The organism is Streptomyces sp. NPDC031474 (genome assembly GCF_055581185.1).
Window position 1 is genome coordinate 337,523 of sequence record NZ_JBVIJX010000009.1, and the last position, 13,775, is coordinate 351,297.

Annotated in this window: 14 protein-coding genes; 9 read left to right on the forward strand and 5 right to left on the reverse strand. The window is 70.7% G+C overall.

Features of this window, described 5'->3' with window-relative positions; all coding sequences use genetic code 11:
- Positions 1-172 precede the first annotated feature (172 nt).
- On the reverse strand, positions 173-1,081 hold the full coding sequence (locus ACZ5SK_RS20945) for a LysR family transcriptional regulator (RefSeq protein WP_334579700.1): 909 nt from the start codon (positions 1,079-1,081) through the stop codon (positions 173-175).
- 87 nt (positions 1,082-1,168) lie between these two features.
- Between ACZ5SK_RS20945 and ACZ5SK_RS20950 the strand changes: the two genes are divergently transcribed.
- From ACZ5SK_RS20950 to ACZ5SK_RS20965, 4 genes are read left to right on the forward strand one after another with little or no spacing between them, the layout of a single operon-like run.
- A complete protein-coding gene (locus ACZ5SK_RS20950) occupies positions 1,169-2,134 on the forward strand; it encodes an EamA family transporter (RefSeq protein ID WP_334579701.1) in 966 nt (321 codons plus the stop codon).
- Positions 2,135-2,139: 5 nt separating this feature from the next.
- A complete protein-coding gene (gene aroA / locus ACZ5SK_RS20955) occupies positions 2,140-3,399 on the forward strand; it encodes a 3-phosphoshikimate 1-carboxyvinyltransferase (protein WP_361700740.1) in 1,260 nt (419 codons plus the stop codon).
- Entirely contained in the window at positions 3,396-4,037 is a 642-nt protein-coding gene (locus ACZ5SK_RS20960) for a GNAT family N-acetyltransferase (protein ID WP_468576422.1), read from the forward strand. Before aroA ends, ACZ5SK_RS20960 begins: the two co-directional genes overlap by 4 nt.
- Before the next feature lie 38 nt (positions 4,038-4,075).
- Positions 4,076-4,660 (forward strand): RBBP9/YdeN family alpha/beta hydrolase, encoded by a 585-nt coding sequence (locus tag ACZ5SK_RS20965; RefSeq protein ID WP_334579704.1) that lies wholly within the window; start codon positions 4,076-4,078, stop codon positions 4,658-4,660.
- 36 nt (positions 4,661-4,696) lie between these two features.
- On the opposite strand, the gene ACZ5SK_RS20970 is transcribed toward ACZ5SK_RS20965, so the two are convergent.
- Positions 4,697-5,497 (reverse strand): sugar phosphate isomerase/epimerase family protein, encoded by an 801-nt coding sequence (locus ACZ5SK_RS20970; protein WP_334579705.1) that lies wholly within the window; start codon positions 5,495-5,497, stop codon positions 4,697-4,699.
- Positions 5,494-6,459 (reverse strand): bifunctional helix-turn-helix transcriptional regulator/GNAT family N-acetyltransferase, encoded by a 966-nt coding sequence (locus tag ACZ5SK_RS20975; protein ID WP_361700734.1) that lies wholly within the window; start codon positions 6,457-6,459, stop codon positions 5,494-5,496. The genes ACZ5SK_RS20970 and ACZ5SK_RS20975 overlap by 4 nt, the downstream gene beginning before the upstream one ends.
- A gap of 366 nt (positions 6,460-6,825) precedes the next feature.
- On the opposite strand from ACZ5SK_RS20975, the gene ACZ5SK_RS20980 reads away from it, so the two are divergent.
- Positions 6,826-7,710 (forward strand): AAA family ATPase, encoded by an 885-nt coding sequence (locus tag ACZ5SK_RS20980; protein ID WP_468415839.1) that lies wholly within the window; start codon positions 6,826-6,828, stop codon positions 7,708-7,710.
- A gap of 178 nt (positions 7,711-7,888) precedes the next feature.
- On the opposite strand, the gene ACZ5SK_RS20985 is transcribed toward ACZ5SK_RS20980, so the two are convergent.
- Positions 7,889-8,365, reverse strand: a complete 477-nt coding sequence (locus ACZ5SK_RS20985; RefSeq protein ID WP_468415584.1) for a MarR family winged helix-turn-helix transcriptional regulator — start codon at positions 8,363-8,365, stop codon at positions 7,889-7,891.
- A gap of 118 nt (positions 8,366-8,483) precedes the next feature.
- On the opposite strand from ACZ5SK_RS20985, the gene ACZ5SK_RS20990 reads away from it, so the two are divergent.
- Entirely contained in the window at positions 8,484-8,969 is a 486-nt protein-coding gene (locus ACZ5SK_RS20990; RefSeq protein WP_334579710.1) for a MoaF-related domain-containing protein, read from the forward strand.
- Positions 8,970-9,506: 537 nt separating this feature from the next.
- Here the strand turns inward: ACZ5SK_RS20990 and ACZ5SK_RS20995 are convergent.
- Positions 9,507-9,935 (reverse strand): MarR family winged helix-turn-helix transcriptional regulator, encoded by a 429-nt coding sequence (locus ACZ5SK_RS20995; protein WP_334579711.1) that lies wholly within the window; start codon positions 9,933-9,935, stop codon positions 9,507-9,509.
- A 140-nt stretch (positions 9,936-10,075) separates the two neighbouring features.
- Between ACZ5SK_RS20995 and ACZ5SK_RS21000 the strand changes: the two genes are divergently transcribed.
- From ACZ5SK_RS21000 to ACZ5SK_RS21010, 3 genes are all read left to right on the forward strand, one after another.
- Entirely contained in the window at positions 10,076-11,545 is a 1,470-nt protein-coding gene (locus ACZ5SK_RS21000; RefSeq protein ID WP_361700726.1) for a UbiD family decarboxylase, read from the forward strand.
- Between the two features lie 90 nt (positions 11,546-11,635).
- Positions 11,636-12,271 (forward strand): UbiX family flavin prenyltransferase, encoded by a 636-nt coding sequence (locus ACZ5SK_RS21005; protein ID WP_334579714.1) that lies wholly within the window; start codon positions 11,636-11,638, stop codon positions 12,269-12,271.
- A gap of 254 nt (positions 12,272-12,525) precedes the next feature.
- Positions 12,526-13,098: a TetR/AcrR family transcriptional regulator gene (locus tag ACZ5SK_RS21010; RefSeq protein ID WP_334579716.1), complete on the forward strand. Its 573-nt coding sequence runs from the start codon at positions 12,526-12,528 to the stop codon at positions 13,096-13,098.
- Positions 13,099-13,775: the final 677 nt, after the last annotated feature.

Genomic DNA, 13,775 nt, shown 5'->3' on the forward strand with positions numbered 1-13,775 from the left:
TGCGGCGGAGAGGGTGGGTCAGCGATCGCAGCCAGTGGCGAGGGCCGACACCGCACCGAGGTGACTCATCCGACAGCCTGCGAGTGGGACGAGCGGGCCTCGGACAGGGTTCCCGCTCACGCCCGGATTTCCGGAAGTCGGTACGGGCGAGACATGAGCGGACTTCCGGGACTCAGTGGGCCGACACCCGCGGCCACTGCTCGCGCAGCACCCGCACCGTCTCCGCGATCGCCGGCCGCCGCGCCGCGCCCGTGCGCCACAACGCGTACAGCCGCCGTACGGGAATCGGGTCGAGCGGCACCTCCACCACCCCGGGCGGCAGCGGGCCGCGCCCGAGCCGGGGGATGAGGGCGACGCCGAGGCCGGCGGCGACCAGGGCGACGAGGGTGGGGTTCTCCTCGGCGGTGTGGACGACGTCCGGCTCGTGCCCGGCCGCGCGCAGGGTGCGCATCAGCCAGTCGTTGCAGACCCGGCCGGGCGGCTGGCAGATCCAGCGCTCACCGCCCAGCTCCTCCCGCCGTACCGCCGTACGCCCCGCGAAGGGGTGGCCCTCGGGGACCAGCAGGTCGCACAGGTCGTCCCCGATCACCGCCTGCTCGACGCCCGCCGGGGCAGGCAGCGGGGCGATGTCCCAGTCGTGGGCGACGGCGAGGTCCACCGCGCCCTTCGCGACCAGGTTCACCGACAGATGCGGGTCGACCTCGCTGAGCCGGGCGTCGAGGGCGGGGTGCGCGCGGGCCAGTTCGGCGAGGACGGACGGCAGCAGGCCGCGGGCCGCCGAGGGGAACGCCACCAGGGTCAGCCGCCCGGCCGGCACCCCGCGCCGCTCCTCCAGCTCCATCTCCGCACGCTCGACGATCGCCAGCAACTCCTTTGCCGTGTCGGCGAGTTGGAGCGCCTCGTCAGTGAGCCGGATACCGCGCCCCTCCCGCTCCAGCAGCACCGTCCGGGTCTCCCGTTCCAGCTTGGCGATCTGCTGGGAGACCGCCGACGGGGTGTAGCCGAGGGCGGCGGCCGCGGCGCCGACCGTGCCGTGGACGGAGACGGCGTGCAGGGCGCGGAGGCGTTGGAGATCAAGCACCGCAGGTCCAATCGGTAGTGTCGCTTCATCCAACCGTGCAGTAATCATCGCTGGTGCTTCACGGTCCGCACCAGTGATCCTCGACGTATGCGACCCGCCCACGTCCTTCTCGCCGTTCTCGTCGCCGCCGTCTGGGGCGTGAACTTCACCGTCGTCGAGATCGGCCTCGACCACTTCCCGCCGCTGCTCTTCTCGGCGCTGCGCTTCCTCACGGCGGCGCTGCCCGCGGTGTTCTTCGTGGGCCGCCCGAAGGTGGCCTGGAAGTGGATCGTGGCGGTGGGCCTGGTGCTGGGCGTCGCCAAGTTCGGGCTGCTGTTCGTCGGCATGGACGCGGGCATGCCGGCCGGACTGTCCTCCCTGGTCCTGCAGATACAGTCGGTCTTCACCGCCGTCATCGCCTTCGCCGTACTCGGCGAACGCCCCACCCGGGTCCGGGTGCTGGGCATGGCCGTGGCCCTCGCCGGCATCGCGGTGGCGGCCGTCGACGAGGGCGCCTCGGGCCCGCTCGGCGCGTTCGCGCTCGTCATCGCGGCCGCGGCCTGCTGGGGCGTGTCCAACGTCCTGACCCGCAAGGCGTCCCCGCCGGACTCCCTGAACTTCATGGTCTGGGTGAGCACGGTCCCGGTGCTGCCGCTGCTCACCCTCTCCCTCCTCATGGAGGGCCCGTCCAGGGACCTGGCCGCACTGCGCGGGCTCGACTGGCAGGGCGTCGGAACGGTCGTCTACGTCGCCTGGGTCACCACGGTCTTCGGCTTCGGCGCCTGGGGCCTGCTGCTGCACCGCCACCCGGCGTCCACGGTGGCCCCCTTCTCCCTCCTCGTCCCCGTCTTCGGCATGACGTCCGCCGCGCTGTTCCTCGACGAGTCGGTGAGCGGCCTGCGCTGGTGCGCGGCCGCGCTGCTGGTGGGCGGGGTCGCACTGACGGCACTGGCGCCGGCGAAGAGGGCTGTTCCCCCGGCCGTTCCCTCGTCTGTTCACCCACGGGACACCGCCCCGACCGTCGTCCATCCCGTGGACGTACCGGCAGCGGGGCGTACCGGCGCGGGATCATGAGGGGCATGGCCCTCGTCGACATCCCCGGTTCCAAGTCCATCACCGCCCGCGCCCTGTTCCTGGCCGCGGCCGCCGACGGCGTCACCACCCTCCAGCGCCCCCTGCGGTCCGACGACACCGAGGGGTTCGCCGAGGGCCTGACGCGGCTCGGCTACCGCGTCGGACGGACCCCGGGCGCCTGGCAGGTCGACGGCCGCCCGCAGGGGCCGGCGCTCGCCGAGGCCGACGTCTACTGCCGGGACGGCGCGACCACGGCCCGCTTCCTGCCGACCCTCGCCGCCGCCGGCCACGGCACCTACCGCTTCGACGCCTCCCCGCAGATGCGCCGCCGCCCCCTCCTCCCGCTCACCCGCGCCCTGCGCGACCTGGGCGTGGACCTGCGGCACGAGGCGGCGGAGGGCCACCACCCGCTGACCGTGCGGGCGGCCGGAGTCGAGGGCGGCGAGGTGGTGCTGGACGCCGGCCAGTCCTCCCAGTACCTGACCGCCCTCCTCCTGCTCGGCCCGCTCACCCGCACCGGCCTGCGCATCACGGTCACCGACCTGGTCTCGGTCCCGTACGTCGAGATCACGATCGCGATGATGCGGGCGTTCGGGGCGGAGGTGGGCCGCGAGGGGAACACGTACGTCGTCCCGCCGGGCGGCTACCGGGCCACGACCTACGCGATCGAGCCCGACGCGTCGACCGCGAGCTACTTCTTCGCGGCGGCCGCGGTGACCGGCGGCGAGGTGACCGTGCCGGGCCTCGGCGCGGGCGCGCTCCAGGGCGACCTGGGCTTCGTGGACGTCCTGCGGCGGATGGGCGCCCGGGTGGACGTCGGCGCCGACCGTACGACCGTGGCGGGGACCGGCGAACTCAACGGCGTCACCGTCAACATGCGGGACATCTCCGACACCATGCCCACCCTCGCCGCGATCGCCCCGTTCGCCTCCGGACCCGTACGCATCGAGGACGTGGCGAACACGCGCGTCAAGGAGTGCGACCGGCTGGAGGCCTGCGCGGAGAACCTGCGGCGGCTGGGCGTGGAGGTGGCCACGGGCGACGACTGGATCGAGATCCGCCCCGCCACGGGCGGCTCTCCCACGGGCGGCTCTCCCACGGGCGCCGACATCAAGACCTACGGCGACCACCGCATCGTCATGTCCTTCGCGGTGACCGGTCTGCGCGTCCCCGGAATCTCGTTCGACGACCCCGGCTGTGTCCGTAAGACTTTCCCCGGTTTCCACGAGGCGTTCGCGGAGTTGCGGAAGGACTTGATCGGGTGACGTTCACACTGCGGGGGCCGGTCCTCGAGGGCACGCTGGTCCGCCTGGAGCCGCTGGAGCGGCGGCACGCGGCCGGACTGGCGGTGGCGGCGGCGGAGAACCGGGAGACGTACGGCTACACCCAGGTCCCCACGGCAGACGGGATCGTCCGCTACGTCGACGACAAGCTGACCGCGGCGGCGGCCGGGCGGATCATGCCCTACGCGCAGATCTCCCTCGCCTCCGGCCGCGTGGTCGGCGCCACGGGCTACTGCGAGCCGCGCCGCTGGCTCTCCGACGACCGTCTCGACGCCGTCGAGATCGGCTTCACCTGGCTGGCCGCCTCCGCCCAGGGCACGGGTGTGAACACGAACGCCAAGCTCCTGCTGTTCCGGCACGCCTTCGACACGTGGGGCGTCTCCCGCGTCGACCTCAAGACGGACGCCCGCAACGCCCGCTCCCGGGCGGCCATAGAGAGCGTCGGCGCGCGCTTCGAGGGCGTCCTGCGCAACTGGTCCCACTCCTGGGCCCCGGGCGAGGACGGCCGCCTCCGCGACTCCGCGATCTTCTCGATCACGGCGGACGAATGGCCCGAGCGCCGGGCACGGCTGGAGGAACGGGTGGCGTCCAAAGCACTGCAAGCACCGCAAGCACCGTAAGAACTGCAAGAACTGCAAGAACTGAAAGCAGCGGGGTCATGACCACACGTTCCTTCCTCATCCTCCACGGCTGGCAGAACCACCGCCCCGAGGACCACTGGCAGCACTGGCTCGCCGACCGCCTCACCGAGCTCGGCCACGATGTCGTCTACCCGCAGCTGCCCGACCCGGACGACCCCGTCCTGCCGGAGTGGCTGGGCGAACTGGAGCGGCGTCTAAGGGAGTTGCCGGACGCCGACGACCGTGTGGTGGTCGCCCACAGCCTCTCCGTTGTCCTCTGGCTGCACGCCGTCGCGCGGGAGACACCGGGGGTCGGCGACGTGGACCGCGTCCTGCTGGTGGCTCCGCCGTCCGGCCCGGTGCTCGCCGGCTACCCCGAAATCGCGGAGTTCGTGCCCCCGCCGCTCGACGCCCTCGAACTCCCCACCCCCACCCGGCTCGTCGCCGGCGACGACGACCCGTACTGCCCGGAAGGCATCCAGACGGTCTACGGCGACCCGCTGGGCCTCACCGCCGAACTCCTCCCCGGCGCAGCCCACCTCGACCTGGACGCTGGGTACGGCCCCTGGCCCTCAGTGCTGGAGTGGTGCGCGGACGGGGAGGCGAAGTTCAGGGTGCGGTAGTTCAGGTCGCGGTGGTTCAGATGCGGCCTGCGGTGCTCACGCGGAGTCGTTGAGCAGTCGTCCGAGGTGCTTGCGCCCGTCGTCCAGCAGCTCCGGCAACGGCTGGGCGGCCTCGTACCACCGCTTCTCGTACTCCCAGCACAGCCAGCCGTCCCAGCCGTGCCGCGTCAGCACCTCCACGCACTCGGCGAGCGGCAGCACCCCGGCGCCGAGCGCCAGCGGAGTGGTGTCCTCGGCCGAGGCGATGTCCTTGACCTGCACGTACCCGAGATACGGCGAGAGCGCGGCGTAGGTCTCCAGCGGCTGCTCGCCGCCCAGCCAGGTGTGCATGACGTCCCACAGCGCACCGACCTGCCGATGCCCGACCAGCCCGAGCACGCGCATCGCGTCCGCTCCGGTGCGGTGGGAGTCGTGGGTCTCCAGCAGGATGCGTACGCCACGGTCGGCGGCGTGTTCGGCGGCCGTGCCCAGTCGGCGCGCCGCCACGGCGTCGGCGTCGGCGGCAGACTGTCCGTCGGCCCCGCCCGGGAAGACGCGGACGTACGGCGCCCCCAGGTCCGCGGCGAGGTCGATCAGCGTCCTGACCTCCTCGACGACCGCAGCGTCGTCTCCGGGAGCCGCGACCCGCGCGTACCCGGCGATCCCGAGCACCTCCACCCCGGCGGCCCGGAACGCGGCGGCCACGGCCGCCCGCTCGTCCGGGCCGATGCCGGGATGGACCGGTTCCTCAGGATGGGCGCGCAGTTCGACGCCGTGGTAGCCGTGCGCGGACGCGAGCGCCAGTACCTCCGGTACGGACAGTCCTGGAACTCCGAGGGTGGAGAAGGCGAGCTTCATGCCTCGGACCCTACTCGCCGTAGATCCAGTCGCCAGTCCTGGCCCACCAGGTCCTTGCCGAAGGAGTGGTGGGGGCGTTCGGCGGTGAGCGTGAAGCCGTGGCGGCGGTAGATGTGCCGAGCGGTGGACAGGATGTCGTTGGTCCACAGGACGATGTCGTCGTAGCCGGCCTCGCGGGCGAACGCGACGACCGCGCCGACCAGCCGGTCCCCGATGCCGTGGCCGCGCGCGTCCGGCTCGACGAGCAGCAGCCGCAGCCGGGCGGTGCCGGGCGCCTCGTCCCGTACGCACATCACGCAGCCGACCGCCCGCCCGGCCAGCTCGGCGATCCACACCCGCTCCCGGCGCGGATCGTGGTTCTGGGCGAAGTCGGCGACGATCCGGGCGACGAGCCCTTCGTAGTCGGCGTCGAAGCCGTACTCGGCCGTGTAGAGCGCGGCGTTGCGCTGCACGATCCACCCGAGGTCGCCGGGCTCCGGCTCGCGCAGCAGGACCTCCTGGGCCTCCGGTGGCTGTTCGCCTCGCTGTTCGCCGAGGAGGTGGCGGATGGTCCGCATGGCCTCGGAGAGCCGCGCCCGGTCGGCGGGCGCGACGCTCTCCAACAGCGTGCCGGTGCTGTCCTGGGCCCGCTCGTCGAGCAGACCGGCGGCTTCCCGGCCGCGCTCGGTGAGGACGACACGGCGCCGCCGCGAGTCCTCCTCGGACGGCACCCGCTCCACCAGCCCGTCCTGCTCGAACCGGTTGAGGATCCGGCTCAGATAGCCCGAGTCCAGCGAGAGCGCGGCCCGCAGATCGGCCGCGTCCGTGCGGGGCGCGTGCGCGAGTTCGTACAGGACGCGGGACTCGGTGAGGTTGTAGGGGGCGTAGAGGTGGCGTCCGTAGTCGAGGGCGCCGATGACGTTCGTGTAGAAGCGGTTGAAGGCACGGAACTCCTGGACTGTCTGGACTGTCTGCCCTGTCATGACCGACCCGATCCCCTCGCCGTGGAGACATCTCTGACTCAGTCAGAGAAACCGTCCCGCCGAGCGTAACCCCAAAACCCAACCGCCCTCCAGTGCCCCCGCCCCTCACGCCACCGGGGCAGAGTTCGACCCCGGTCGCCCGGTGCTCCGCGAGGTCGGCGTGGCCGAGGAGGTCGTCCGCCATGCCGAGGGCGCCCGCAGCACCTGCCTCACCTGTGCCTTCGCCGATGAGGCGATCCGCTGCAGTGCACCGCGCGTCTCCTCGTCCAGCACCACCGGCACTGCCGCACATCGCCCAGACCCCTCGGTCATGAGCAATGATCACGGCCGGGGACCGGTCAGGGGCGGCAGGATGGGGTCGTGCCGATGAACCCGCCCGAGTCCATGCAGCACCACTTGCGCCAGCGGCTCAACACCCACGCCACCGAGCACTGGCCGCAACTCACCCGGGTCCACGTCCGATTCCGAGCTGGATTCGCCTACGTAGACGGCGAGTTGAAGGACGGCGAGCGGCTGCCGCTGTGCCGCCTGCGCTTCACCGGCGTCCTGCACACCTGGGGCTTCGCCCTCTACGAGGCCGGCGACGACAGCTACCGGGACAGCATCCTCCCCAGCGGCCTGCCGGCCGGCTCGGCGGAAGAGGCCCTGGACTGCGCGGGCGACCGCTACCTCGAACCTCACCCGCTGGGCGGCTCCAGGCCGACCCGCGTCCCAGCGGGACTCGTGCTCCTCGTCGGCCCACCGGCTTCCGGCAAGACCAGCTTCGTGCGAGCACTGATCGCGCACGGCCAGATCGACGCGGACGCCGTGGTCTCCAGCGACGAGATCCGCACGGAACTCTTCGGCGCCTCACCCACCGACGCCGACCCCGACGCGGCGGACGCTCGAATCTTCGAGGAACGCGACCGCAGGATCGTCGCCCGGCTCGCCGCCGGACAAACCGCAGTCGCGGAGTCCACGAACGTCACCCCACAGGCGCGCACCCGACTCATCGCCATCGCCAGGCGCTTCAACGCCCCGGTGACCATGCTGCGATTCACCCCGGACCTCGGCCTTCTCCTCCAACAGCACGCAGAGCGAGGCCGTACCGACATCACTGCCGCAGACATCCGCGGCTACGCCGCGGTCATGGCCCGCCACGCCGGGGCTGACCAACTGCGCGCCGAGGGCGCAAACGCCGTCCATGACGTCCCCGGACGCCTTCAAGGGGCCACGCCCGCCGAGGCCGCAGCCCACTTCTCATTCACCTGACGACCCGACGCATCCAGACTCGCCTTCCCGCGGCCCCCCCCCACGAACTTCTGCGGAGCAGCACCGGTAGGACTCCGTTAGGTTGCTCTGGGTCTTGGGGGAGGCGGTCGTCGTTTTCCCCGCCGGCGTGGAGCGATCGGATCCCCCGCCGCCTTCTGTGCCTCCGGGCGCGGCCCGGTCACCCCTCCGCGGCTTGTGAGCCTTCCAAATGGGCCAGGACCAGTTCCAGTAGGCCAGTCAGCGTGTCGACCTGCTCGGAGTCCAGAGCGTCAAGGAGAGTAGCCCGGACGGTACGGACATGACATGGGGCCGCCCGTGCGAGCAACTCGGCCCCCTCATCGGTGAGTTCCACCATGATGACGCGGGCATCGTCTGCCGAGGAGCCCCGCCGGACGACTCCAAGGCGTTCCAGCCGGTCGACCTGGTGGGTGAGCCGGGTCCGGGGGATCTGGGCGACGCCGGAGATGGTCGACATTCGGGCCGCACGGCCGGGCGACTGCGAGAGCAGAGCAAGGATCGCGTATTCATTGTGCGAGATGCCCCCGTCGCGCCGGATCTGCTCGCCGACGCGGCGTTCGATGCGCCAGCTCACATCGATCCAGGCCTGCCACAGCCGTTCCTCCGCCGAGGACAGCCAGAGTCCCTCCTGCTCCATGATCGCCTTCCTTCATGTATTCCAACATTGGATTACATGCTATCGTCCCTCTAGATAGTCCAACCTTGGCCTATCTGGGGGCTCCTGCGCCCCGCGCAATGGAAAGGACGAATACCCCATGAAGCTTGCTCGCGCTTCCCTTGTCGCCGTCCCGTTGGTTCTCGCTCTGGGTGCGGGTACGACCGCCGCCTTCGGCGTCTCCAGTGATGCCGGCGCACCGCAGCCGGCCGCTCGGCCCGCTCATGACGGCTCCCGGACCGGCGTTGAGACCGACGCCGTGCTTCCCAGTGTCGGTCAGACCTGGCTGGCGGACTTCGGCGACGACACCCCCTTCGGCGGCCCATTCGCTGCGGAGATCACGTTCACCTCCGCGACCCAACTGAACTTCGTCGTCACCAAGGGGGCGCTGAAGGGGGCGACGGACAGCGTCACCTACACCACCACCCGGATCCGGCCCGGCCTTTACATGGTGCGCTGGCACGAGCCCAAGTCGGGCGCCAACGTCACTCATGTCGAGGACTTCAGCCAACACGTCGTCGTGTCCAGCATCGTCGCGGGAGACCAGTTCGTGCAGATGGAAGGCAGCCTCACCAGGCACAAGTGACCCGTTGCGGGCGGTGTCCGAGTCGTCGCGCCACGGCCGAAGGGGCAGGCGCTGCCATCATCGCCGCTGCCGAGCGGTACGGCCTCCGGGAGTGCATCGAGCAGACAGGTGCGTCGAGGGAGAACGAGCTGTCGCTGTCACGAAACTGCTCAAGGTGGACCACCCGGTGGTCATCCTGGGTGAGCGGACAGGCGGCTGAGCCCGGCCGGCTCACTCCGGCGCCTCGTCGGGTGGCCGGAGTATGCGGGCTGTCGCTGCTCGGTCTCGGGACGATCTTCGGTCATGCGTCCTGCCGCTGGCTTGCGAGTAGCGGCTCTTGGTGGTTTCCGGCGGGATTCAGGTCCCATCGGAGGAGAGGCGGTGGCGGAGCAGTGGGAACCCGGCTCGGCCGCGCATCTGCCTCATGATCCGCTTGGTTCGCGTGTCGACCCCCTCAGTGCGGCCGTTGTCGTAAGGCGGGGTGAGGCCGCCGCCGACGGCAGCGCGGGCCGAGAACGGGCCGCTGAGGGCTGATCCGGAGCACGCACCACCACACGCTCAATCGTCCAGCTCGACGCCGGCCAGATCGCATAGCAGTGGGAGGAGCGTGCCGGTTCTCTCCTCGCCGAGTTGATCGACGGTCCATTGGTTCACGCGCGCGACTGCCGGTTCCACCTCGCGCAGCAGCGCGTGCCCTTCCTCCGTGATGTGGACGATGTGACGCCTGCGGTTGAGCGGGTCGGGTTCGCGGTTGACCCAGCCCCGTGAGGAGAGCCGGTCCAGCAGGGTGGTCATGGTGGACCGGTCGATGGCAGTGGCCAGACCGAGGGCGGACTGGTCGATCCCGGGACGCTCCGCGAGCGTGGCGAGAGCCGCGTACTGGGGGGCGGTCAGCTCGGGCACCTCCGCCTGCCAGACCGCGGTGACCCGCTGAAGCGCGCGACGCAGCAGGTGCATCGGCTGGTCGATGAGCTGTTCGGGTTGCATGGCGTGCGGACTCCGTTCGGGCGCGGGATGAAGATCCTGTCACACGACTCACACCTCCCCGATACCCGCAGCAGGCAGGCATGTGGCATTGTTCAGTACACAGACATTCCGCGTACTGACATTCTCTCGAGGAGGACGGGATGAGCCATCCCGCGGACCTGCGTGAACACATCAAGGCACTGGAAGCCCTGGGAGACCTCGACCGGATCGAAACCGAGGTCGACTGGAATCTGGAGGCGGCCGCGCACACCCGCTACAGCACCGAGAACCGCCTGCCCGCCCCGCTGTTCGAGAAGGTGACCGGCGTTGCCGACGGCTTCCGCCTCCTGGGCGCACCCGCCGCGCTCAGTGCCGCCCCCGGCAAGCCCTTCGCCCGCGTCGCGCTGAGCATCGGACTGCCGCCCGAGGCCACCGGCCGGCAGATCATCGACCACCTGGCCGCCACCCAGCACCGCCCCGGCATCCCGCCGAAGACGGTCAGCCGCGGCGAAGCCGCGGTCAAGCAGAACGTCCTGCTCGGCGATGACGCGGATCTCACCCGCTTCCCGGTGCCGTTCGTGCACGAGGGCGACGGCGATCGCTACGTCAACACCTACGGCGTGATCGTCGCCCAGACTCCGGACGGGTCCTGGACCAACTGGTCCATCGCCCGGATCATGATGGTCGACGGCAAGACCATGACCGGGCTGGTGATTCACCCGCAGCACATCGCCCAGATCTGGCAGCAGTGGGCCGACCTCGGCCGGCCCATGCCGTATGCGCTGGTCCAGGGCGGCGACCCGGCCATCCCGTATGTCGGCGGCATCCCGATCGGCGACGGCGTCGCCGAGGCGGACTTCATCGGCGCGCTGATCGGCGAGCCGCTCGCCGTCGTCAAGGCCGAGTTGTCGGACCTGCTGGTCCCCGCGAGCGCCGAGATCGTCATCGAGGGCCACCTCTCCGTCGAACGCACCGGCGTCGAGGGACCCTTCGGCGAGTTCGCGGGCTTTATCCCGTCCGGGACGACCCTCCAGCCGGTCTACAGCGTCGAGGCGATCACCTACCGCGACGACCCCATCTGGCCGCTGGTCGCGGAAGGAAAGCCGACCGACGATTTCCACACCGTCACCGGGCTCGGCGTGGCGGCAGGCACCCTGGACGTGATCCGCGCGGCCGGACTGCCCGTCACCACCGCCTGGTCCTCCCTGAGCAGCGCCAGCCACTGGCTGGTCGTGTCCGTCCCCGGCGACTGGCGCGACCACCTGCCCGGCGTCACCACCGAGGAGTTCGCCCGCCGGGTCGGCGAGGCGATCCACTCCACCAAGTACGGGGCAGCCCTGCCGAAGGTGTTCCTGCTCGACGACGACGTCGATCCCGCGAACGATACCGACCTGATGTGGGCGCTGGCCACCCGGGTCCACCCCGTCGACCGCACGGTGCGCTTCGAGGACGGCCCCATTCTTTCGCTGCTCACCTGCTACACCAAGGAAGAGCGCCAGGCAGGCCGCGCCACCAAGGTCGTACACGATGCCCTGCTCCCCGCCCCGGCCGAACGCGATTCACTGAGCGACTTCGCGCACGCCTACCCCGCCGCGGTGCGCGCCAAGGTTCTGGCCAGGCACCAACACTGAGACCGCCGGATCCGCCGGGCCGCGCCCTGAACGGGCGGTGCCAGCCGCACAGGACGCGGCCCGGCCCGCGCACAAGAAAGGGCAGTTGCGATGCGATTGATCGTGGGGATGACGGGTGCCACGGGGGCCATCCTGGGCATCCGGTTGCTTCAGGAGCTCGCCGGCCAACCGGACGTGGAGACACACCTGGTGACGAGCCGTTGGGCGCGGGCGACCATTGAGCTGGAGACCGGCTGGTCGGCGCGGCAGGTCGCTGACCTGGCCGATGTCGTCCACGGCCCGGATGACCAGGCGGCCTCCATATCCAGCGGCTCGTTCCGCACCGACGGCATGGTGATCTTGCCGTGCAGCGCCAAGACGCTCGCCGCGATACGGGCCGGCTACGGCAGCGACCTTGTCTCGCGGGCCGCGGACGTCATCCTCAAAGAACGGCGTCCCCTTGTGCTCGGCGTACGGGAAACCCCGCTGTCGACCATCCACCTGGAGAACATGCTGGCCCTCTCACAGATGGGGGTGACGATCCTGCCGCCCATGCCGGCCTTCTACAACAAGCCCGCGTCCGTGGACGACATCGTCGACCACCTGGTCGCCCGGGTCATGGACCAGCTCGGCCTGGACAGCGAACGCGCCGTGCGCTGGCAGGGGCCCGCCACCGCACGCCGCAGCGACCGACGCACGCCTCCCGACTCCGACGTGCCGACTCCCGTAGCGCCGTTCTCGCGCTGACGTTGCGCCGCCGAAACCAGGGACAGGCGGTGTCATCTGTGCCCTGTCCCGAACCGGCCCCACTTCAGGGTGGTGACCTGCCACGGTTGCGCAGGAACGCCGCCTTCGGCGGACCGCGCCCACGTGGCGGTGGCGTCCCGGGGCGGCAGGGATCGGCCACAAAATCACCCGCCAACCATAATATTATATTTGTCATACCATGGATGAGAATGGGATGCGGGGCAATGGCCCCGCGGAGTTGACGGAGGATCTCTGTGGCCCGCTATACCCAGCAGCACAAGCAGGTGACGAGGCAACGGATCATCGAGCGGGCCGGCCACCGGTTCAAGCAGGACGGGATAGACGGCTCCGGCATCTCCATGCTGATGTCGGACGCCGGGCTCACCAACGGAGCCTTCTACGCCCACTTCGACTCCAAGGACGACCTCGTCACCAACGTCGTCGCCGACCAGTTGCGCACGCAGGTGAAGAAGTGCGGCGCGCTGCGGCCCGGTCGCGAGGGACTCGAGGACTTCCTTCGCGAATATCTGTCGCCCGAGCACCGGGACAACCCCGGCGACGGATGCCCGTCCGCCGCCCTGCTCGACGAGATCGGCCGCTGCGGCGGCGGGACCAAGGACGCCTACACTGACGGCGCCAGGGCCATCGTGGAAGAGCTTGCCGTCCGACTGGCACCAGAGGATCCGCAATCCGCCCGCGGTAAGGCCGTCGGGCTCTTCACCATGGCGGTGGGAACCTTGCAGTTGTCCCGCGCTCTCTCCGACCGGAAGTTCTCCGACGAGGTCCTTGAGAAGGGAATCGAGAACGCCCTCGCCTTCATGCGCTGAGGGGAAAGGTCGTCGGTTCCTGCTGTCGAAGTCGGTGGCCCCTGCTCGCAACAGGGGCGCCGTCGTGTTGGCGTCGGCGCCCGAAAGGCCACCATGGGTGAGTTCGAGCACGATCCCGCCCAAGTCCAGTGGACCGCGCAGGCCACGACCGCCCGCACACGCTGGAGGTATGCCACGGCCGGTGCCGGTGGCCTGCAGCCAGGCGGTCTCCCGAGCGGTGGGGGGGGGAAGTCGACCGGGTCGGTTCCGTCATCGTCGATGAATCCGACGTGCGACCGGTCGTTCGGTGCCCTCGACCTGGCGCAGGATGCTCGGCCTGTCCGAGCTCTGTGGCACTGATGCCGACCGCCGCCCCCCCCGGCCGGAAGTAGCGCAGGTTGCGGTCCGGAGCATGCGGCCTTCGCCGGAGCGGCAGCGCCTGAGGGCTGGCCGGCCGCTGTTCCCGCAGCGCCGTCCATGTCCGGCGTCCGCTGCGGATGGCCCCGGCTGCGCCTCCCTGACCGGTCACTGGCTCGCCGGTCGTCCTGGCAGTCCGACCCGCCGTCACACGCGCCGGACCGGCAGCCGCGGCGTGCAATCGGCCTGGCCTGCGAGGGGGCGCACGGTTGTTTCTTCCTACCTGCGACCTGTGCCCGCCCGGCAGGCGTACGTGCCTTCTGGCTGGTGATAGTAAACTC

What these genes read in the sequence shown, in the direction of transcription:
- ACZ5SK_RS20975 (WP_361700734.1), bottom strand. Translation starts at nt 6,459, where the DNA reads ATGACAGGGCAGACAGTCCAGACAGTCCAGGAGTTCCGTGCCTTCAAC.
- ACZ5SK_RS20970 (WP_334579705.1), bottom strand. Translation starts at nt 5,497, where the DNA reads ATGAAGCTCGCCTTCTCCACCCTCGGAGTTCCAGGACTGTCCGTACCG.
- aroA (WP_361700740.1), top strand. Translation starts at nt 2,140, where the DNA reads ATGGCCCTCGTCGACATCCCCGGTTCCAAGTCCATCACCGCCCGCGCC.
- ACZ5SK_RS20990 (WP_334579710.1), top strand. Translation starts at nt 8,484, where the DNA reads ATGAAGCTTGCTCGCGCTTCCCTTGTCGCCGTCCCGTTGGTTCTCGCT.
- ACZ5SK_RS21000 (WP_361700726.1), top strand. Translation starts at nt 10,076, where the DNA reads ATGAGCCATCCCGCGGACCTGCGTGAACACATCAAGGCACTGGAAGCC.
- ACZ5SK_RS20950 (WP_334579701.1), top strand. Translation starts at nt 1,169, where the DNA reads ATGCGACCCGCCCACGTCCTTCTCGCCGTTCTCGTCGCCGCCGTCTGG.
- ACZ5SK_RS20985 (WP_468415584.1), bottom strand. Translation starts at nt 8,365, where the DNA reads ATGGAGCAGGAGGGACTCTGGCTGTCCTCGGCGGAGGAACGGCTGTGG.
- ACZ5SK_RS21005 (WP_334579714.1), top strand. Translation starts at nt 11,636, where the DNA reads ATGCGATTGATCGTGGGGATGACGGGTGCCACGGGGGCCATCCTGGGC.
- ACZ5SK_RS20995 (WP_334579711.1), bottom strand. Translation starts at nt 9,935, where the DNA reads ATGCAACCCGAACAGCTCATCGACCAGCCGATGCACCTGCTGCGTCGC.
- ACZ5SK_RS20980 (WP_468415839.1), top strand. Translation starts at nt 6,826, where the DNA reads ATGAACCCGCCCGAGTCCATGCAGCACCACTTGCGCCAGCGGCTCAAC.
- ACZ5SK_RS20965 (WP_334579704.1), top strand. Translation starts at nt 4,076, where the DNA reads ATGACCACACGTTCCTTCCTCATCCTCCACGGCTGGCAGAACCACCGC.